Annotated in this window: 16 protein-coding genes; 11 read left to right on the top strand and 5 right to left on the bottom strand. The window is 74.9% G+C overall.

Going from position 1 to position 18,301, the window contains the following annotated elements:
• Window positions 1–9: 9 nt before the first annotated feature.
• The 4 genes from ACZ6EM_RS13920 to ACZ6EM_RS13905 all read right to left on the bottom strand — a co-directional run bounded on the left by ACZ6EM_RS13920 (window position 10) and on the right by ACZ6EM_RS13905 (window position 4,241).
• Complete coding sequence (locus ACZ6EM_RS13920) at window positions 10–1,308, bottom strand: aminotransferase-like domain-containing protein (RefSeq protein WP_401048695.1); 1,299 nt, start codon at window positions 1,306–1,308, stop codon at window positions 10–12.
• The gene (locus ACZ6EM_RS13915) at window positions 1,305–2,240 is read right to left on the bottom strand and encodes an alpha/beta hydrolase (protein WP_401048693.1); all 936 of its coding nucleotides are present in this window, start codon (window positions 2,238–2,240) and stop codon (window positions 1,305–1,307) included. The genes ACZ6EM_RS13920 and ACZ6EM_RS13915 overlap by 4 nt, the downstream gene beginning before the upstream one ends.
• Before the next feature lie 26 nt (window positions 2,241–2,266).
• Window positions 2,267–3,043, bottom strand: a complete 777-nt coding sequence (locus tag ACZ6EM_RS13910; RefSeq protein ID WP_401048692.1) for a class I SAM-dependent methyltransferase — start codon at window positions 3,041–3,043, stop codon at window positions 2,267–2,269.
• A 97-nt stretch (window positions 3,044–3,140) separates the two neighbouring features.
• Window positions 3,141–4,241, bottom strand: a complete 1,101-nt coding sequence (locus tag ACZ6EM_RS13905; RefSeq protein ID WP_465772436.1) for an alpha-hydroxy acid oxidase — start codon at window positions 4,239–4,241, stop codon at window positions 3,141–3,143.
• Between the two features lie 179 nt (window positions 4,242–4,420).
• Between ACZ6EM_RS13905 and ACZ6EM_RS13900 the strand changes: the two genes are divergently transcribed.
• The 11 genes from ACZ6EM_RS13900 to ACZ6EM_RS13850 all read left to right on the top strand — a co-directional run bounded on the left by ACZ6EM_RS13900 (window position 4,421) and on the right by ACZ6EM_RS13850 (window position 16,553).
• On the top strand, window positions 4,421–5,860 hold the full coding sequence (locus ACZ6EM_RS13900) for a class I adenylate-forming enzyme family protein (RefSeq protein ID WP_465772435.1): 1,440 nt from the start codon (window positions 4,421–4,423) through the stop codon (window positions 5,858–5,860).
• 80 nt (window positions 5,861–5,940) lie between these two features.
• Window positions 5,941–6,216, top strand: a complete 276-nt coding sequence (locus tag ACZ6EM_RS13895; RefSeq protein ID WP_380553714.1) for a phosphopantetheine-binding protein — start codon at window positions 5,941–5,943, stop codon at window positions 6,214–6,216.
• Window positions 6,213–6,479, top strand: coding sequence for an acyl carrier protein (locus ACZ6EM_RS13890; RefSeq protein WP_401048687.1), 267 nt, complete (start codon window positions 6,213–6,215; stop codon window positions 6,477–6,479). Before ACZ6EM_RS13895 ends, ACZ6EM_RS13890 begins: the two co-directional genes overlap by 4 nt.
• Window positions 6,476–7,633: a beta-ketoacyl synthase N-terminal-like domain-containing protein gene (locus ACZ6EM_RS13885; protein WP_401048685.1), complete on the top strand. Its 1,158-nt coding sequence runs from the start codon at window positions 6,476–6,478 to the stop codon at window positions 7,631–7,633. The genes ACZ6EM_RS13890 and ACZ6EM_RS13885 overlap by 4 nt, the downstream gene beginning before the upstream one ends.
• Before the next feature lie 11 nt (window positions 7,634–7,644).
• Window positions 7,645–8,268 carry a beta-ketoacyl synthase chain length factor gene (locus ACZ6EM_RS13880; protein ID WP_465772434.1) on the top strand — a complete coding sequence of 208 codons (624 nt, stop codon included), beginning with the start codon at window positions 7,645–7,647 and terminating at the stop codon, window positions 8,266–8,268.
• Between the two features lie 190 nt (window positions 8,269–8,458).
• Entirely contained in the window at window positions 8,459–10,075 is a 1,617-nt protein-coding gene (locus ACZ6EM_RS13875; protein ID WP_465772433.1) for a class I adenylate-forming enzyme family protein, read from the top strand.
• Between the two features lie 73 nt (window positions 10,076–10,148).
• Window positions 10,149–11,405 (top strand): beta-ketoacyl-[acyl-carrier-protein] synthase family protein, encoded by a 1,257-nt coding sequence (locus tag ACZ6EM_RS13870; RefSeq protein ID WP_452191483.1) that lies wholly within the window; start codon window positions 10,149–10,151, stop codon window positions 11,403–11,405.
• A 160-nt stretch (window positions 11,406–11,565) separates the two neighbouring features.
• On the top strand, window positions 11,566–13,536 hold the full coding sequence (hppD, locus tag ACZ6EM_RS13865; RefSeq protein ID WP_465772432.1) for a 4-hydroxyphenylpyruvate dioxygenase: 1,971 nt from the start codon (window positions 11,566–11,568) through the stop codon (window positions 13,534–13,536).
• Window positions 13,533–14,666: a thiamine pyrophosphate-dependent dehydrogenase E1 component subunit alpha gene (locus ACZ6EM_RS13860; RefSeq protein ID WP_452177675.1), complete on the top strand. Its 1,134-nt coding sequence runs from the start codon at window positions 13,533–13,535 to the stop codon at window positions 14,664–14,666. The genes hppD and ACZ6EM_RS13860 overlap by 4 nt, the downstream gene beginning before the upstream one ends.
• The gene (locus ACZ6EM_RS13855) at window positions 14,663–15,631 is read left to right on the top strand and encodes an alpha-ketoacid dehydrogenase subunit beta (RefSeq protein WP_452177676.1); all 969 of its coding nucleotides are present in this window, start codon (window positions 14,663–14,665) and stop codon (window positions 15,629–15,631) included. The genes ACZ6EM_RS13860 and ACZ6EM_RS13855 overlap by 4 nt, the downstream gene beginning before the upstream one ends.
• Before the next feature lie 133 nt (window positions 15,632–15,764).
• Window positions 15,765–16,553: a DUF3050 domain-containing protein gene (locus tag ACZ6EM_RS13850; protein WP_401048942.1), complete on the top strand. Its 789-nt coding sequence runs from the start codon at window positions 15,765–15,767 to the stop codon at window positions 16,551–16,553.
• A 25-nt stretch (window positions 16,554–16,578) separates the two neighbouring features.
• Here the strand turns inward: ACZ6EM_RS13850 and ACZ6EM_RS13845 are convergent, their stop codons facing one another.
• Window positions 16,579–17,928, bottom strand: a complete 1,350-nt coding sequence (locus ACZ6EM_RS13845) for an acyltransferase (RefSeq protein WP_465772431.1) — start codon at window positions 17,926–17,928, stop codon at window positions 16,579–16,581.
• Window positions 17,929–18,301: the final 373 nt, after the last annotated feature.

Here is an 18,301-nt window from a genome sequence, read left to right as displayed (position 1 = left end):
CGCGGGCTCTCAGTCCGCCACGAAGGCCGTCACGAAGGCCGCCAGCCTGGCCACGCCGTCGATGATCTGTGCCTGCGTCAGCGAGCTGACGGACAGCCGCAGCCGCTGCTCGCCACCGCCCGCCGGGTAGAACGGCGCCATCGGTGTCCAGAGCACCCCGTGCTCGCGGGCGCAGCGCTCCATGGCGGCCTCGTCGGCGACGAACGGCACCGTCAGCACCGCGAAGAAGCCGCCGTCCGGCCGGGTCCAGGAGATGCCCAGCCGGTTCCGCACGGAGGCCGGGAAGTGCCGGTCCAGCTCCCGCAGCAGGGTGTCCAGGCCGGCCGCGTAGTGGGCCGTGGCACGGGCGTTGGCGGCCCGCAGGCGGCAGTCGTGGGTCAGCAGCATGCCGCCGATGACGGCCTGGCTGAGCGCCGGGGTGTTGACCGTCGTCATGCTCTTCAGCTTGGCCAGCTCGTCCGCGAGGAGGCTGCGCCGGCCGTCGGGGCCGGTCACCTCCTGGTCGGCGACCACGTAGCCCAGGCGGGCCCCGGGGAAGCAGGTCTTGGCGAAGGAGCCCAGGTGGACGACCTGGCGGCGGCGGTCCAGCGCCTTGAGGGTGGGCCGCAGCCCCGGGGTGCGGGAGAAGAAGCCGTACGGGTTGTCCTCGACGACGAGCACGCCCTCCTCGGCCGCCGCCTCCAGCAGCCCGGCGCGGGCCGGGACCGGCATGCTGGTGCCGGAGGGGTTGGCGAAGTCCGGGACGACGTAGAAGGCGCGCGGACGGCGTCCCTCGGCCCGCACCGCGCGGGCGGCCTCCCGGAGCGCCGCCGGGTCGGGGCCGCCGTCCGGGCCCTCGGGGACGGGGCGGACGGTCAGGTCGAGCAGCCGGGCGGCGCCGGTGACGCCGACGTAGCAGGGCGAACTGACCAGCAGGACGTCGTCCGGGCCGGCGCACAGGGCGCGCAGCGTCAGCAGCATGCCCTCCTGGGCGCCGACCGTGACCACCACGGCCGCGGGGTCGACGGTCAGGCCCTCGTCGTGGGCCAGCGTGCGGGCGATCAGCTCGTTGATGATGCCCTTGGTCGGACCGTACTGGAACAGCGCGGTGCGCACCGCGTCCCGGTCCAGGCCGCGGTCGGCCAGGTGGGCGAGGTAGGTCTCCAGGTACGCCGGGACGTCCTGGGGCTCGAAGAAGCCCTCGTAGGGGCGGCCGGGGGCGAAGGAGACCGCCTCCGGGTAGCGGGTGGTGACCTCGTTGAGGAAGGTCATCGCGTCCAGCAGCGGATCGGCCAGGGAGGCGTGCAGGTCGCTCAACGGGATCGTCATCGCAGCGCCTCCCGGAGGCGCTCGGCCGCGAAGTCCTGGGCCTCGGCGGCGGCGTCCAGGGTGCCGGTCATGGCGAAGAAGCCGTGCGGCATGCCCTGGTAGCGGCGCAGGTCCACCGGGACCCCGGCGGCGCGCAGCGCCTCGGCGTACTGCTCGCCCTCGTCCCGCAGCGGGTCGTACTCGGCCGTCAGGACGGTCGCGGGCGGCAGGCCGGCCAGGGTGGCGGCGCGCAGCGGGGAGGCGTACGGGCTGGCGCCGTCGCCCTCGTCGGCCAGGTAGTGGCCCCAGTACCAGGCCACCGAGCGGCGGTTGAACAGTGCCGGGTCGTCGTGGGCGCGCAGCGAGGGGGTGTCGGCGCCGTGGTCGGTGTTGGGGTAGACCAGCAGTTGGTGGCGCAGGGCGGGGCCGCCCTCGGCGCGCAGCAGCAGGGTGAGCGCGGCGGTGAGGTTGCCGCCGGCGCTGTCCCCACCGACCGCGATCCGGTCCGGGTCGATGCCGAACTCCGCCGCCCTTTCGACGAGTTGCAGCAGTGCGGCGCGGCAGTCGTGCAGCGCCGCGGGAAAGGGGTGTTCGGGGGCGAGCCGGTAGCCGACGGAGGCGGTGACGCAGCCGACGGCGTTGGTGAGCCGGCGGCAGATCGCGTCGCTGGTGTCGGGCGAGCCGAGCGTCCAGCCGCCGCCGAACAGGTAGAGCAGGGTGGGCAGCCGGCGGCCGGGCGGCTCGGGGCGGTAGAGCCGCAGCGCGAGTTCGCCGCCGGGACCGGGGATGCGGTACTCCTCGACGGCGGCGACCGGTTCGGGTGTGCCGGCCGCCGCGCGGATGTCCGCGAGGTCGGCGGCACGGGCCTCGGCGAGGCTGAGGGTGTAGAGCGGCGGGGCACCGCTGCCGGCGCGCCTGGTGCGCAGCGCTTCGGCCTGGGGGTGCAGGGGCATGGGCGGATCCATTCGGTGCGGAGGGCTCAGCGGTCTGCCTCGACGTAGACGGTCTCGTCGGTGCGGAAGGCCGTGTCGAGGTCGGCGACGTCCGGCCGGGTGCCCTGCCGGTAGGCGCACGGGCGAATCCTCCCGGGGTCGAAGCCGGCCCGGGTGAGGACATGCCGCAGTTCGTCCAGGTCGTAGATCCACTGGTGCCCGAAGTGCCGGAAGATCTGGTTCACCAGGAAGGCCGGACGCGCGGGCATCGGCGGGCCGAAGCCGAGAGTGGTCAGCCGGCGCCGGTGCTTGGCGAGGAAGCCGTCGCCGGTGGCGTAGCCGACCAGGTAGCGGGCGAGGTCGGGGGTGGTCAGGCGCAGGACGCCGCCGGGGCGCAGCACCCGGCGGGCCTCGCGCAGCCAGCCGACGGCGACGGGCATGGTGACGTGCTCGATCAGGTGCTCGGCGTACACCCAGTCGACGCTGGCGTCCGCGAAGGGCAGCGGTTCGGCGATGTCGAGCCGGGTGAACCAGCGGTCGCCGTCGACCCGGTAGAGGGTGCCGGGCTCGGTGGCGGTGTCGGGGCTGCGCAGGGTGGCGAGGTCGGTGCCGAGCCCCTGGGGGTGGGCGGTCCGGAAGGCGGCGAACTCGATGCCGGTGATGCCGAGTTCGCGCAGGCCCGCGTGGTCGCGCGGCAGCCCGCCCGGATGCGCTTCGAGCTTCTCGCAGGTGGCGACCTGTTCGCTGAAGGCGTCCAGTCGGGGGGCCAGCCCGTCCGGGTCGTCCCAGTCCCAGCCCGGGAATCGCTCGCTCTGCTCGGTCATGTGTCGGACCTCCTGGTGGGAAGAACGCGGTTCGGGGGCGGCGCGGTTCAAGGGCCGCGCGGGTGCGAGGCGGATGAACGACCGCGCGGGTGCGGCGTCAGCCGGCCGGGCAGGGCCAGGGGGCGAGGACCGTGCGGTCCAGGTCGGCGAGCCGGGGGCGGCCCAACAGGGCCATGGTGTGCTCCAGTTCCTCGCGCAGCAGGTCGAGCACCCGGTGCACCCCGGCCTCGCCGTCGGCGGCCAGGCCCCAGAGCGCGGGGCGGCCGATCAGCACGGCGCGGGCGCCGAGGGCGAGGGCGATCGCGAGGTCGGTGCCGCTGCGCACGCCGCCGTCGAACAGCACGGGCAGGTCGGCGGGCACCGCCTCGACCACGTCCGGGAGTGCCGCCAGGGCCGGTATCGTCCCGTCGAGTTGGCGTCCGCCGTGGTTGGAGACCAGGAGGGCGTCGACGCCGTGCTCGACGGCCAGCCGGGCGTCCTCGGCGGTGAGGACGCCCTTGAGGACCAGCGGCAGCCGGGTGCGTTCGCGCAGCCAGGCCAGATCGGTCCAGCTCAGGGTGGGGTCGAACTGTTCGCGGGCGTGCTCGGCGATGCCCGAACTGCCGCCGGCGGCGCGGTGACTGGCGGACATCAGGGACCGGTCCAGGTTGACCGCCCGGACGGTGGGCGGGACGGCGAAGCCGTTGCGCAGGTCGCGCAGCCGACGGCCGATCCTGGGGGCGTCCACGGTCAGCACCAGTGCGCGGTAGCCGGCCGCCTCGGCGCGCTCCACCAGGGCGGCGAGGGCGGCGCGTTCGCGCAGCCAGTACAGCTGGAGCCAGAGCGGGCCGGTGGCGGCCGCGGCGATCTCCTCCAGGGTGCGGCTGGCGAACATCGCGGCGACCAGCAGGGCCCCGGCCCGGCCGGCGGCGCGCGCGGTGGCGGTCTCGCCCTCCGGGTCGACCAGCCGGTGGTAGGCCATCGGGGCGATCCCGAGCGGGAGGCGCAGCGGTGCGCCGAGCAGGGTCAGTGTCGGGTCGCAGGCGGAGACGTCGACCAGCGTGCGCGGACGCAGCGCATGGCGTCCGAACATCTCCCGGTTGGCCGCCAGGGTGCGTTCCGCATCGCTGCCGCCTTCGATGAAATCCCAGATTTCCGTTGGGAGTCGGTCGCGCGCCGCGCGCTCGATCCCGGCCGACGTGAGAACTCTCACGGGCATTCCTCGTTCCAGGACGGCCACGCGCGGGCCGGTCCTGGTTGGGCAGCGTAGGAGCAACGACCACATTGGTATAGACCTTGATTTGACCAAACGTCTGTGCCATGGTCTGGCCACGGAATTGGCCGTTCTGACTTGTTAACGGCGTTCATGTCAAATCCCCTCACTTGTGTGGAGCCGCGTTGACCGGCTTTTCCCCCTCCGTACTTCCGGCTGCCTTCCTGCCGCACTCCGACGCCCCGGACTCCTGGGTCGACCGGCTGCTGCTGGCCGGCCCCGGCACCGAGGAGTGCCTGCGCCTCGGCGCACCGCTCGACCGGGACGCCCTGCGCGCCCTGGTCGAGGATCAGTCCGACCGACTGGCGGCCGCCGGACTCGGCCCCGGCGGGACGGCGGCGCTGCGACTGCCGCCCTCGGTGGCGTTCGTCGCGGTGCTGCTGGCATGCTGGCGTCTCGGCGCCCAAGTCGCACTGCTCGACCACCGGTTGACCGACCACGAGATCGACGCGGCGGTGGCGCGGCTGGCCCCGCAGGTGCTGGTAGGCTCCGCCCATCGGTCCGCGGCGGCCCTGCGCGGCTTCTCCGAAGTCGAGCCGGTGGCCGTCCCGTTGACGGACGGACGCCCGGCCCGCACCGGGCACGCGTTGATCCAGCTCAGCTCCGGATCCACCGGTCCGGCCAAGGTCATCGCCCGCACGGCGGCCGATCTACTACGCGAACTCGACTGTTACCGAAGGCTGGTGGAGTTCCCCGGCGAGGGCGAGCGGGTCGTCCTGCTCTCCTCGGTGGTGCACGTTCTCGGCCTGGTCGGCGGGCTGCTCAACAGCCTGCATGCCCGGGTCGCGCTCACCGTGCCGGAGCGGATGACGGCGGCGGGCATCCTCGCCGAGGTCGCCGCGAGCGACCGGCCGACGACCGTGATCGGGGTGCCCTTCCACGCCGAGCTGCTGGCGGGGACGGTCGCTCCCCCGCCGCTGCCCCGGCTGCGGCGGATGGTCGTGGCGGGCGAGCTCGTCCGCCCGGGACTGCCCGCGCTGTTCACCGAACGCTACGGCGTCCCGCTCGGCACCATGTACGGCATGACCGAGACCGGGGTGATCGCCACCGACCTCTCCGGCACGCTCCACCCCGCCAAGCAACCCGTGCACGGCATGGAACTGCGCCTGGTGAAGGGCGAGTTGCAGATCGGCGCGGCGGCCTCCCCGTACCCCGGACTGGACGATCCGACCCGCTGGTCGGACGGCTGGCTGCACACCCGGGACGCCGCCGAGCTGACCGCCGACGGCCTGGTCACCGTGCTCGGCCGACTGGACTCCCAGGTCTCGATCGGCGGCCTGAAGGTCGACCTCACCGAGGTCGAGCAGACGCTCGCCGCGCTGCCCGAGGTCCGCGAGGCCGTCGTGGTCTTCGACGGCGGCGCGATCGAGGCCTACCTGGCCACCGAACCCGGGACCGACCTCGCCTCCGTCCAGGACGGGCTGGCCCGCCGGCTGGCCGCCTACAAGCGGCCGCGCCGGCTCGCCGGGCTGGACCGGCTCCCCCGCACCGCCACCGGAAAGCTGCTGCGCGACCCGGCCGCCCTGCGCGAGCGCGCGGCCGCCGGCCGGCCCGCCGCAGGCTGACCCCGCCCGCCACCGGGCCGCCCGCACCCGGCCGCACCCCGAACCCTTCGCACCACCACCCCGACAAGGAGCCCACCACCATGCAGGACCGCATCCGCGCCTTCGTCCTGGCGGCACTCGCCGAGATGCAGTACGACGTCTCCGAGGTCACCGGGGACACCGACCTCGGCCCGGCCGGACTGGACCTCGAATCGCTCGCCCTCGCCGACCTGTCGGTGCAGGTCGAGGACGAGTTCGGGATCAAGTTCGACCTGGACGAGATGGAGACCACCGCGCTGATGACGCTGGACGAGTTCACCGCCGACGTCACCCGCCGGGTCGACGCCCTCGCCGCCGCCTCCGGCAGCGCCGCGTGACCGGCTCCCCGCTCCCCGACGCCCTGCCGGACCGGACCGAGGTCCTCACCATGCTGGCGGCGTTCGGGCAGCGCGCCGTCGACGCCGTGCCAGAGGACCTCGGGTCGCTCGAACTCACCTGGCTCGTCGCCGAGTTCGAGCAGCGGTACGGGCTCCAACTGGACCTGGACGACGACCGTTTCGGCGCGGTGCGCACCGTCGACGACGCCGCCGAACTGCTGCGCGAGGCCGTCCTCGCCGACCGCGCGGGCGCACGGCCGTGATCGCCGCCGGGACGGGCACCGGACCACCGGGCCGGACGGCCGGCCACCCGGTGGTCACCGGTGTCGGGGTGCTCAGCGCCGCCGGGCGCGGACTCGCCCCGCTCGCCGAGGCCGCCACCCACGGCAAGTCCCTGTTCGGCCCGGTCACCCGCTTCGATGTGAGCTCCCGCCGCACCACCCGGGCCGCGCTGTTCCCCGCCACCGTGCCGCTGGCCTGCACCTTTCCGCTGGCCAGGGCCGTGCTCGACGCGATCGGCCAGGCCTGCGGGCAGGCCGGGCTGACCGCCGCCGAGGGCGCCGGACTGCCCGTGCTGCTCGCGCTGCACAGCGACGAGCGCACCCGCGCGACCGCCGCCGCGGTGGCCGCCGGGGTCCGCGCCGACTGGGGCGCGCCGGGCGTCACCCGGGTGTACAACGGCGCCTGCGTGGCCGCCGCGACCGCCGTCGCCGACGCGGGCGCCCTGGTGGCCGCCGGACGGCACGAGCGGATCCTGGTCGCCGCCGGACACCTGGTCGAACCGGGCGTCTTCGCGGTCTTCGACGCCGGACGGGCGCTGGCCCGGGACGGCGAGGCGCGCCCGTTCAGCGCCGGCCGCACCGGCACCCTGCTCGCCGACGCGGCCGCGGCCGTCCTGGTCGAGTCCGCCCCGGCCGCCGAACGCCGCGGCGCGCCCGCCCTCGCCCGGCTGGCCGGCTGGGGCCGGGCCGGGGACGCCCACCACGTCTGCCGCCCGGACCCGGAGGGCGGCGGGGCGATCCGGGCGATCGGGGCCGCGCTCACCCGCGCGGGCGTCGACCCGGCCGAGATCGGCTACGTCAACGCCAACGGCACCGGCTCCGCCCTCGCCGACCGCGCCGAGGCCCACGCCCTGCGGCGGGTGTTCGGCCCGCACACCGACCGCCTGCCGGTCAGCTCCAGCAAATCCGTGCACGGGCACGCCCTGGAGGCCTCCGCGCTGCTCGAACTCGCCGCCACCATCGGCGCGTTGGGCACCGGACTGCTCCCGGTCAACGCCGGCTGGCTCGGCCCGGACCCGGACGTCGCACTGGACCTCGTCCTGGACGGCCCGCGCGCCGCCCGCCCCCCGTACGCCCTCAGCCTCAACTCCGCCTTCGGCGGCGCCAACACCGCGCTGCTGCTGGCCCCGGGATGACAGCCACCGCCATGACCACCCCTGCCGACCACACCCACGGACTGCGGATCCTCGCCGAGGCCCGCCACCCCGCACCGGGCCCGGACGGGCCCCCGCCACCGCCACCGCCACCACTGCCCGGCTTCTCCGCCTCCGGCTTCAATCCGCTGGTCGCCGACACCGCCGAACGCTGCCTGCGCGCCCACCACGGCGAGCCGCCCGCACCCGGGCGGACCGCCCTGCTGCTCGCCAGCGCGAGCGGCGACCTCGAAACCGCGCGGGCCATCGAGCGCAGCGCCGAACCCGGGCAGCGGACCGGCCCGCTGCTGTTCTTCCAGTCCAACCCCAACGCCGTCCTCGGACACATCGCCGCGCGCTGGGGCCTGACCGGCCCGGTCGTGGCGATCTGCCCGGCCGAGGCCGAACCCGGCCGTGTCCCCGCCGAGGCGTTCGAACTCGCCGCACTGCTGCTCCAGGACGGCGACGCCGACCGGGTGCTGGCCGTGGCCGCCGAGCAGACGCCCGACGGGGACCTGGCCGCGGCCGTCCTGCTCGCCGGTCCGGCCACGGAATCCGGACGGGCCGAAACCGAACCGGCCGAAACCGAACGGACCGAACCCGAACGGACTGAACCCGCCGCCCGCCCCTGGCCGTAGCAATCATCGAGGCCCGGCGCCTGACGCAGCCGCACCCGGCACACCAGCGCCCCCGCCCGTCTCCGTCTCACTCCCGACATCCGCCGCCCGACGACGCGCGGCCGACCGCACCCGCCGCCCGTGCGGCCGCCCCTGCCACCCGATCAGCCGCCCGGGCCGTCCACCGGCCCCGAGGGAGGGATCCACCCCCGTGACCATCCGCAGCCTCCGCACCCAGCTCGCGGACGACCCCGACGTGGGCGCCGGCAACGTCCTGACCGCCCGGATCGCGCTCGGGCTCGACCTGGACGTGCCGTTGCTCAGCTTCGACACCCCGGTGGACGACCACCCCGCCTGGCAGCCCTTCACCCTGCGTGAGCTGGACCGCGCCGTCCGGGCCCGCGCCGCCGCACTGCACGCGCTGGGCATCACCCGGCGCGACCCCGTCGTGGTGTACGCGAGCGACGCCGCCGACCACGTGCTGTCCTTCCTCGCCCTGGCCCGGCTCGGCGCCGTCCCGGCCCTGCTCAACCCCAACCTGGACGGCGAGCGCGCCGCCCGCTACATCGCCCGCCTCGGCGCGGCCGGCGTCCTCGCCGACCCCGCCCACCTGGCCGCACTGGCCGGCCACGACCCCGGCGCGCCGCTGCTGCCGGAGATCTCCACCCTCGGCTCCGGCGACCCGGACGCCGCCCCCGAGCCGTACCGGCACTGGTCCGGCGACCCGGTGGCGATCACCCACTCCTCCGGCACCACCGGAATGCCCAAGGCCGTCGTCCACTCGCACGCGAGCCTGTACGCCGCGATCCGCCACCGGCTGCGGCTGCCCCGCCCGCAGGGCCAGGACCGGATGCTCAGCGCACTGCCCGCCCCGCACGCCGCCACCCTGATCGCCCTCAACCTCGCGCTCAGCTCGCACACCGAACTCGCCGTACTCTCCCGGCAGTCCGGCGACGGCGTACTGGAGGCCGTCGAGCGGTGGCGGCCCACCGGGGTGATCGGCTTCGCCGCCACCTGGGCCGACCTCGCCCGGCACGACCTCGCCGCCCGCGACCTGAACTCCGTCGCGCTCTGGTGGAACACCGGCGACTGCGCCCACGAGGTGCACATCCGCCGCCTGATCGCCACCGGCAGCCGGGAGACCGTCACCCGGGCCGGCCGCACCCGGCTGCCCGGCTCGCTGTTCGTGGACGGCCTCGGCTCCACCGAGATGGGCCACTCGCACTTCTTCATCACCCACGGCCCCGGCACCGAGCGCTACGGCCGCTGCGTCGGCCGCCCGCACGCCTTCGTCGACTGCGAGGTGGTCGGCCCGGACGGCGAGCCGCTCGGCCCCGGCGAGGTCGGTGAACTCGCCACCGCCTCACCCACCTTGGCGCTCGGCTACTGGAACGACTCGGCCACCACCTTCCGCACCCGGCTGCGCGGCCGCTTCCTCACCGGGGACCTGATGTACCGGGACGAGGAGGGCTACTACTACCACGTGGACCGGGCCGTCGACTCGGTCGAACTCGGCGGCGGCAAGCGGCTGTTCACGGCCATGTCGGAGGAGCGGGTGCTGGCCGCCTGCCCGGACGTGCTGGACTGCACGGTGGTCGCGGTACGGGACGGCGAGCGCGTGGTCACCGACGTGCTGCTGCTCCTCGCCGCGGACGCCGACCCGGCCGCCGACCGCACCGCGGCGGTCGTCGCCGCCTTGGACGAGGCCGCCGCCGCGACCGTCCGCAAGGTGTTGGCGGTCTCCCCCGACGACATCCCGCTCGGCCCGACCGGCAAGGTCCGCAAGGTCCTGCTGCGGGAGATCCACCTCGCGGCGGTGGGCGCATGAGCGAGCGGAGCGAACGCGTCGTCGAGGGGTGCGCGTCGCGCGAAGCGGCCGCCGAGCGGAACGAGGTCCGCGCATGAGCCCGCGCCCCGGTGCCGTCGTCACCGGCATCGGCCTGGTCTCCCCGCTCGGCCGCCGACCCGCCGAGGTGTTCGAGGCGCTGGTCACCGGCCGCTCCGGCCTGCGGGCCGTCCCCGAGGGCCACCCCGCGCACGGCTGGCTGCCCGCCGCCGGGATCGCCCCCGCCGTCGACGGCCGGGAGGTACTGCCGCCCACCGAGACCCGCTGCGTGGACCGCTTCGTGCTGCTCGCCCTGGCCGCCGCCGACGACGCGCTCGCCGACGCCGGCCTGGCCGTCGGCCGGGACTCCGACCCGCACCGCACCGCCGTGGTACTGGCCACCGGCGGCGGCGGACTGGAGACCTTCGAGCAGCAGTCGCACCGCCGGCTGGAACGCGGCCGGCCCGGCGTCAGCCCGTACCTGCTGCCCGGGATGCTCTCCAACATGGCCGCCGCCCGGATCGCCATCAAGCACGGCATCCGGGGCTACAGCTCCGCCGTGGTGACGGCCTGCGCGGCCGGCGCCCAGGCGATCGCCGAGGGGCTGCGGCTGATCCGGGCCGGGGACGCCGACGTGGTGGTGTGCGGCGGCACCGAGTCCTCGCTGCACCCGACCATCGCCGCCGCCTTCACCAACGCCCGTGCCCTGGCGCAGGGTTGGGACGAACCGGAGCAGGCCAGCCGGCCCTTCGACGCCCGCCGCAACGGCTTCGTACTGGGCGAGGGCAGCGCCGTCCTGGTCCTGGAGCGGGCCGAGCACGCCGAGGCCCGCGGTGCCGCCGGGTACGCGGACGTCCTCGGCTGGGGCGCCTCCACCGACGCCCACCACCCGACCATGCCCCGCCCCGACGGCACCGGCGCCGCCGACGCGATGCGCGCCGCACTCGCCAACGCGGGCCTGGCCCCGGGCGACATCGACTACGTGAACGCCCACGGCACCGGCACCAAGCTCGGTGACGTGGCCGAGACCGCCGCGCTGCGCGCCGTCTTCGGCGCGCAGCCGCCCGCGGTCAGCTCCACCAAGGGCGCCACCGGCCACCTCCTCGGCGCCGCGGGCGCGCTGGAGGCGGCGGTGACCGCCCTGGCGGTGGCGCGGGGGACGCTGCCGCCGACGCTCAACCTGACCGATCCCGACCCGGCCTGCGACCTGGACCATGTCCGGGGCGCCGCCCGATCCGCCCCGGTGCGCGCCGCGCTGAGCAACGCCTTCGCCTTCGGCGGCCACAACCTCAGCCTGATCCTCGGCCCGGCCTCCACCCGGGCCGGCCGATAGCGGTCGCCCAGTAACGGTCGCCCGACAGTGGCCGCCCACCGGGGGTGGCCCGAGTGCCGCCGGCCGGGCGCCGCCCGTCGGCGACCGCCCGCCGCCCACCGCCGCGCGGCGGCCCGCGCGCCGATCCCCGATCCACCGTTCCCTCCGGGGGGAGATCCCGTTGTCCATCCAGACCATCACCCACGTCGAGTTCCACTGCGCGGACGCCGACAAGACCGCGGCCGGACTCCACGCCGACCACGGCTTCACCGTCGACGCCCCGGCCACCGCGCCCGACGGCGCCCGCACCGTCGGGCTGCGCCAGGGCACCATCCGGCTGCGGCTGACCTCCGCCCCCGACCCGGAGCACCCGGTGGCCGAGTACGTCGCCCGGCACGGGGACGGCGTCGCCGTCCTCGCGCTCGGCTGCGCCGACCCGGCCGCCGCGCTGGAACGGGCCGAGCGGCACGGCGCCCGGGTGCTCGACCGGGCCGGCGCCCTGATCGAGGGCTTCGGCGACACCGCACTGCGCCTGGTGCCGCTGCCGGACGCCGGGCCCACCCCGGAGCCCCGCCTGCTGGAGGACCTCGACCACGTCGCGATCTGCCTGCCGGCCGGCACGCTCGCGGACGCCGTACGGTTCTGCGAGACGGCCCTGGGCTTCCGCACGATCTTCGAGGAGTACATCGAGGTCGGCGAGCAGGCGATGGACTCCAAGGTGGTGCAGAGCGCCTCCGGCGGCGTCACCTTCACCCTGATCGAGCCCGACACCACCCGCCGCCCCGGCCAGATCGACGAGTTCCTCGCCGCCCACGGCGGGGCCGGCGTCCAGCACCTCGCCTTCAGCACCCGCGACATCACCGGCGCCGTCCGGACCGCCCGGGAGCGCGGCGTGGAGTTCCTGAGCACCCCGGACGCCTACTTCGACGCCCTGACCGAGCGCTTCGGCGGGACGGCCATCCCGGTGGCGACCCTGCGCGACCTGCACGTCCTGGTCGACCAGGACCACGGCGGCCAGCTGTTCCAGATCTTCGCCCGTTCGACACACCCCCGGCGCACCTTTTTCCTCGAACTGATCGAGCGGCAGGGAGCGGGTACCTTCGGCACCGCGAACATCAAGGCCCTCTACGAGGCCGTCGAACGGCACAGTCCCACCGCCGACGACCGGCCCGCAGCCGTCGCCCGGCCCACCGCCGACGGCCGGCCCTCCCCCGCACATCCGAAGGAGGCCCTCCCGATGGCCGCAGCCTCCGAGTTCCGGCTCACCGAGGCCGAGCTCGCCCTGCTGCCCACCCCCGAGGAGGTGGCGCACTACCGCGAGCACGGCTGGTACCTCTCCCGCAGGCTGTTCAGCGACGAGGAGCTGGACACCCTCCAGGCCGCCACCGAGCTGTACTACGCCGGCCACCGCGACCGCGAGCTGCCCGCCCGGCCGCCCCGGCTGGCCTCCTGGCGGCCCGAGGACGGGCCGGTCCAGCGGCACAACGACTACGTGCACTACGAGAGCGACGCGATCGGCGCGATCCTGCGCAAGCCGCTGATCGGCGCGGTGGCCGCGCTGCTCGCCGGTACCCAGGAGATCCGGATCTTCCAGTCGACGCTCATCTACAAGCCCCCGGTGCCCGAGGAGCCCAGCAACCGGGTGCCGTGGCACTTCGACAAGCACTACTGGCAGACCTGCACCTCGGACGAGATGCTCACCGCCTTCATCCCGTTCCACGACTGCCGCGAGGAGAACGGCACCATCACCATGGTCGACGGCAGCCACCGCTGGCAGGAGCTGCCCTCCGGCGAGGACTCCACCCGGCACTTCGCCGACCGCGACGGCTCCGAGCTGGAGGACATCCTGGCCGCCAACGCCGCCCACAACGGGCAGCGGGTGCGGAAGGTGCCGATGCTGATCCCGCGCGGCCACATGTCCTTCCACCACTGCCGCACCTACCACGGCAGCGGCCCCAACCTGGCCTCCCACCCGCGCCGGGCGATCTCGCTGCACCTCCAGGACAGCGCCAACGAGTACCGCCGGCACGACCGGCCGGACGGCGAGCCGGTGGTGTACAACCACGACGTGCTGGTGCGCCGCACGGACGACGACCGGCCGGACTACGCGGACCCGCTGTTCTGCCCGGCGGTCTGGCGGGGACGGCCGTGACCGCTCCCGCACGCACGACCGACGCGAGCGCCGGGCCGCCCAAAGGCCCCGGAGCACAGGCCCGCCCCGGCGCACAGGCCCGCCCCGCCCCGCTGGACACCCCCGCCGAGCGCTACCGGATGCTGCGGCTGATCCGCGGCTTCGAGGAGCTGGCGCTCGGCCTGGTCAAATCCGGCGCGATCCCCGGCGGCATCCACCCGTACATCGGGCAGGAGGCCGTCGCGGTGGGCGTCTGTTCGGCGCTCGGCCCCGACGACCGGCTCGCCAGCACCCACCGCGGCCACGGCCACGTGCTCGCCAGGGGCACCGCGCCGCACCGGCTGCTCGCCGAGCTCCTCGGGCGGGTCGACGGATCGAACGGCGGCCGGGGCGGCTCCATGCACGCCGCCGACTTCTCGCTGGGCATCCTCGGCGCCAACGGCATGGTGGGCGCCGGCGCCCCGATCGCCGTCGGCGCCGCCTGGGCGGCCCGGGCCGCTTCCTCCCCCGAACGGTCGGCGGCCGAACGGGTGACAGCCGACGGTCCCGTCGCCGGGCGGCCCGCGTCGGGCCGGACCCCGGTCGCGGTGGCCTTCTTCGGCGACGGCGCGCTCAACCAGGGCGTCCTGCTGGAGTCGCTCAACCTCGCCGCGATGTGGCGCCTGCCGGTGCTGTTCGTCTGCGAGGACAACGGCTATGCCACCACCCTGCCCGCCGCCACCGCCGTCGCGGGCAGCGCCACCGGCCGGGCGGCCGCCTTCGGCATCCCCGCCGAGGAGGTGGACGGCATGGACACCGAGGCCGTTCGCACCGCCGCGCTGCGCGCCGTCGAACGGGCCCGCACCGGCCGCGGCCCTGGCTTCCTGGCCTGCCGCACCTACCGCTACGAGGGCCACCACACCATGGAACGCCGGATGAAACTGCGCTACCGCTCCCCCGAGGAGGTCGGGGCCTGGCGCGAGCGCGACCCGCTCCCCCGGGCCGCCGCCCTGCTCGACCCCGCGACGGTCGCCGACCTGGACCGCGCGGTGGCCGAACAGCTCTCCGCCGCCGAGGAGTTCGCGCTCGCCTCGGCGCATCCGGACCCGGCGGGGGCGCTGGACCACCTGTACGCCGACGGGCTGCGGCCCCGGGCGGGGGTGACACCGTGACCAGGCTCTCGTACACCAAGGCGCTCAACCGGGCACTGGCCGACGAACTCGCCGCCGATCCGGCGGTCTGCGTCTTCGGCGAGGACATCGGCGCCGGTCTGGCCGGGCCGACCCTCGGCCTGCTGGACCGCTTCGGGCCGGGGCGGATCGTCGACACCCCGCTGTCCGAACAGGCCTTCACCTCGATGGCGGTCGGCGCCGCGCTGGCCGGCCGGCGTCCGGTGCTGGAGTTCCAGATCCCGTCCCTGCTGTTCCTGGTCTTCGAGCAACTCGTGAACCAGGCCCACAAGTTCTCGCTGATGACCGGTGGCCAGGCGGCCGTCCCGCTGACCTGCCTGGTGCCCGGCTCGGGCTCCCGGGACGGCTGGGCCGGGCAGCACTCCGACCATCCGTACAGCCTGTTCGCGCACGCCGGGGTGAAGACCGTGGTGCCCGCCACCCCGACCGACGCCTACGGGCTGCTGCGCTCGGCGATCCGCGACCCGGACCCGGTCGTGGTGTTCGCGCCCGCCGCCGCGATGCCGGTGCGCGAGACCGTCACCTGGGACCTCGTGCCCGTCCCGCTGGGCCGGGCCCGGATCCACCGGCCGGGCACCGACGTCACCGTGGTCGCCCTCGGGCACCTGGTGCACGACGCCCTCGCGGTCGCCGAGGAGCTGGCGCCGGACGTCTCGGTGGAGGTCCTCGACCCGCGCACGGTGTACCCCTTCGACTGGCAGGCGCTCGCCGACTCGCTGGAGCGCACCGGGCGACTGGTCGTCCTGGACGACTCCAACCGCAGCTGCGGCTTCGGCGCCGAGGTGCTGGCCACCGCCGCCGAGGAGATGCGCCTGATCGCCCCGCCCCGCCGGATCACCCGCCCGGACGGCGCCGTGCTGCCCTTCGCCCCGGCCCTGGACCGCGCCGTCCTGCCCGGTCGCGAGCAGCTGCGGCACGCGCTCGGCCTCGTGCTGAAGCACCGCTGACCGCACCCGCCCACGAACTGTTCGGCATCGAATTACAAAGATCACTGACGAGTACGCGCCAGAAACCGTACGATGATCGCGCAAGACCCCCGTAGACCCGTTGACTGTCCAACGAGCCCACCAAGGAGTCGCATTGTCCACGAACCGCTACCACTGGGACCGTTCGCACCCCGGCCTGAGCAGCCTTCAGCAGGCCATCGACCCGCTGCGCCGCGAGGTCGTCGAGCACTCGGTGTACCGCTCGCTCACCGGCATCGAGCGCGTCCGCACCTTCCTCGGCAGCCACGTGTTCGCCGTCTGGGACTTCATGTCGCTGCTCAAGAGCCTCCAGCGCGACCTCACCTGCGTGGACGTGCCGTGGGTCCCGAACGGCCCGACCGCCAGCCGCCGGCTGATCAACGAGATCGTCCTGGTCGAGGAGAGCGACGAGCTCGGCGAGGGCTACACCAGCCACTTCGAGCTGTACGTGGAGGGCATGCGGCTGGCCGGTGCCGACCCGCGCCCGATCGAGGAGTTCCTGGCCCTGCTGGGCGCCGGCAGCACCGTTCCGGAGGCCCTGAAGAAGGCCGAAGTTCCGCAGGCCGCCCTCGACTTCACCTCCACCACCTGGTCGATCGTGGAGAACGCGCCGGTGCACTGCCGGGCCGCCGCCTTCGCCTTCGGCCGCGAGGACCTGATCCCGGACATGTTCGCCCAGGTCATCCGGATCGACGACCCCGAGGGCGCGCTCACCGTCTTCAAGGACTACCTGGCCCGTCACATCGAGGTCGACGGCGAGCAGCACACCCCGATGGCGATGCAGATGCTGATCGACCTGTGCGGCGACGACCAGGACAAGTGGGACTCCTGCGCCGAGACGGTCCGCACCGCGCTGCGCGCCCGGCTCGGCCTGTGGACGGCGATCGAGCAGTCCTTCCAGTAGTCCTTCAGGACAGACCCCGGATCACCTAGATCACCTTGGGCAGGACGGCCGCCGACGCGGGCGGCTGATCCTCCGCCCGCCGGTAGCGGTGCAACGCCGCCCGGCCCTCCGTCCCGCGTACCCGGGCGGCGAGCCGGGCCGGCAGCACCACGGTGGCCAGCCGGCCCTCGCCGCGGAACCCCTCCACCGTCCAACAGACCCAGGGAATCGGATAGTTGGCGGCAGGGCTGAAGAGCACCGGGCGCCTCCCCTGGAAACCCACCGCATAGGCGCCGAAGCCGCTCCAGTTGGAGAAGCTGAACCGGCGTGCCGCCGGGTCGAAGCCCAGCGGCACGCAGTCGCGCAGCCGCGGGCGACCGAGGGTCGCCAGGAACCACAGGTTGGCGCGGAGGTTGAGGTGCGCGGCGGGGAACTCCTCCAGCGCCGTGCGCAGCGCGCCCGCCAGCACCGCAGGCCCGTCCTCGGGCCGGTGCGGCAGATGGACCTCGCTCAGCAGGTTGCCCATCAGCGCGGGCGACAGGCCCAGCCAGCGGCGCACGTTGACCGGCACCGTCAGCATCCGTTCGGCCTCGTCCCCGTCCAGCTCCCGCAGGGTGCTCAGGAGGTGGGCGCAGAGCACGTCCCCGGAGGAGAGCCGGCGCCCGGCCGCCGCACCGAACTCCTCGCACATCCGGGCCAGTTCGGCATCGGTGAAGGCGATCTGGACGAGCCGGTTGGCGCGCGGCCCGGCCGCCACCTCGCGGGCCAGCAGCTCCGCCTCCTCCGCCGAGGGCAGCCGGAAGCCGGGCCGGCCGCAGTCCTCGGCGGGGAGCAACTCGGCCAGCAACTCGTCCTGGTCGTCCACGAGTTCGGCCTCCGGCAGCGGCTCCCCCTCGACCGCCGCGGACCAGGCCCGCAGCAGCAGCATGAAGCTGTGCAGGTCACCGATCGCGTGGTGCCAGGAGCAACCGAGCACCGTGCCGCCGTCGGCCGTGCGGGTCACCCGTACGGTGAGCAGCGGGACGCCGCCGTCGCGGGCGGCGGGGGCGTCCAGCGGGGCGACCAGTTCGGAGCCGGGCACCGTCACCCGGCCCATCGCCTCGGCGAGCGTGCCCTCCACGGTGTAGACCTCGAACGGCACGCCGGTGTCGTCGCAGACCACCTCCAGGACGCCCTCGACGGTGCGCAGGCGTCCGGCGAAGACCGGCACCCGCTCCAGCGCACGGGCCAGCCCGACGGCGAGCCGGTCGTCGTCCAGCGGGTGCTCGAAGCAGAGCGCGACCGAGACGGCGAGGTCGGCGAGCATGGTGTCCATCAGTCCGCAGCGCAGCACCCGGCCGGTGGCCTGCCCGGCCCGGACGGTCCTGGATCTTCGCAACTGCGGCCAGATGCTCATGGGTTCCGTTCCGAAGCACTCGACGACTTCCGGCGACGCGCGATGCGTTCCGGCGGCGCGCGATCCGCGGGCACGCCGAACGATAGTGGTGCGCGGAGGCAGTGGTCCAGTCCAATCCCGCACCCCGGAAGGGCTCTTCGACCGCCGCGGCGACCGCACCGGCGATAGAATGCGCACCATGGGAAAGCGTCCCGGCGCACCCGCCGCGCCGTCCCTCGCCCGGGTCACCGGCACCGGATCGGGCCCGATCGGACCGGCCCGGGCCCACCTCGACGACCCGCCGCCGGCGCTGCGCGAGCAGCGGCCCGCCCGCGGTGCCGCGGCCGCCCGTCCGGGCCGATCCGGCCGCCCGGCGCCACCGCCCAGCCACTGT

The sequence above is a fragment of the Kitasatospora sp. NPDC041917 genome (assembly GCF_055589745.1).
Note: the sequence above shows the minus strand (reverse complement) of the source record. Positions and strands in the feature narration are given on the sequence as shown.

Bases quoted from the DNA above. Each gene is read 5' to 3' on its own strand.
- ACZ6EM_RS13920 (WP_401048695.1), bottom strand. From the start codon at position 1,308: ATGACGATCCCGTTGAGCGACCTGCACGCCTCCCTGGCCGATCCGCTG.
- ACZ6EM_RS13915 (WP_401048693.1), bottom strand. From the start codon at position 2,240: ATGCCCCTGCACCCCCAGGCCGAAGCGCTGCGCACCAGGCGCGCCGGC.
- ACZ6EM_RS13910 (WP_401048692.1), bottom strand. From the start codon at position 3,043: ATGACCGAGCAGAGCGAGCGATTCCCGGGCTGGGACTGGGACGACCCG.
- ACZ6EM_RS13905 (WP_465772436.1), bottom strand. From the start codon at position 4,241: ATGCCCGTGAGAGTTCTCACGTCGGCCGGGATCGAGCGCGCGGCGCGC.
- ACZ6EM_RS13895 (WP_380553714.1), top strand. From the start codon at position 5,941: ATGCAGGACCGCATCCGCGCCTTCGTCCTGGCGGCACTCGCCGAGATG.
- ACZ6EM_RS13880 (WP_465772434.1), top strand. From the start codon at position 7,645: ATGACCACCCCTGCCGACCACACCCACGGACTGCGGATCCTCGCCGAG.
- ACZ6EM_RS13870 (WP_452191483.1), top strand. From the start codon at position 10,149: ATGAGCCCGCGCCCCGGTGCCGTCGTCACCGGCATCGGCCTGGTCTCC.
- ACZ6EM_RS13845 (WP_465772431.1), bottom strand. From the start codon at position 17,928: ATGAGCATCTGGCCGCAGTTGCGAAGATCCAGGACCGTCCGGGCCGGG.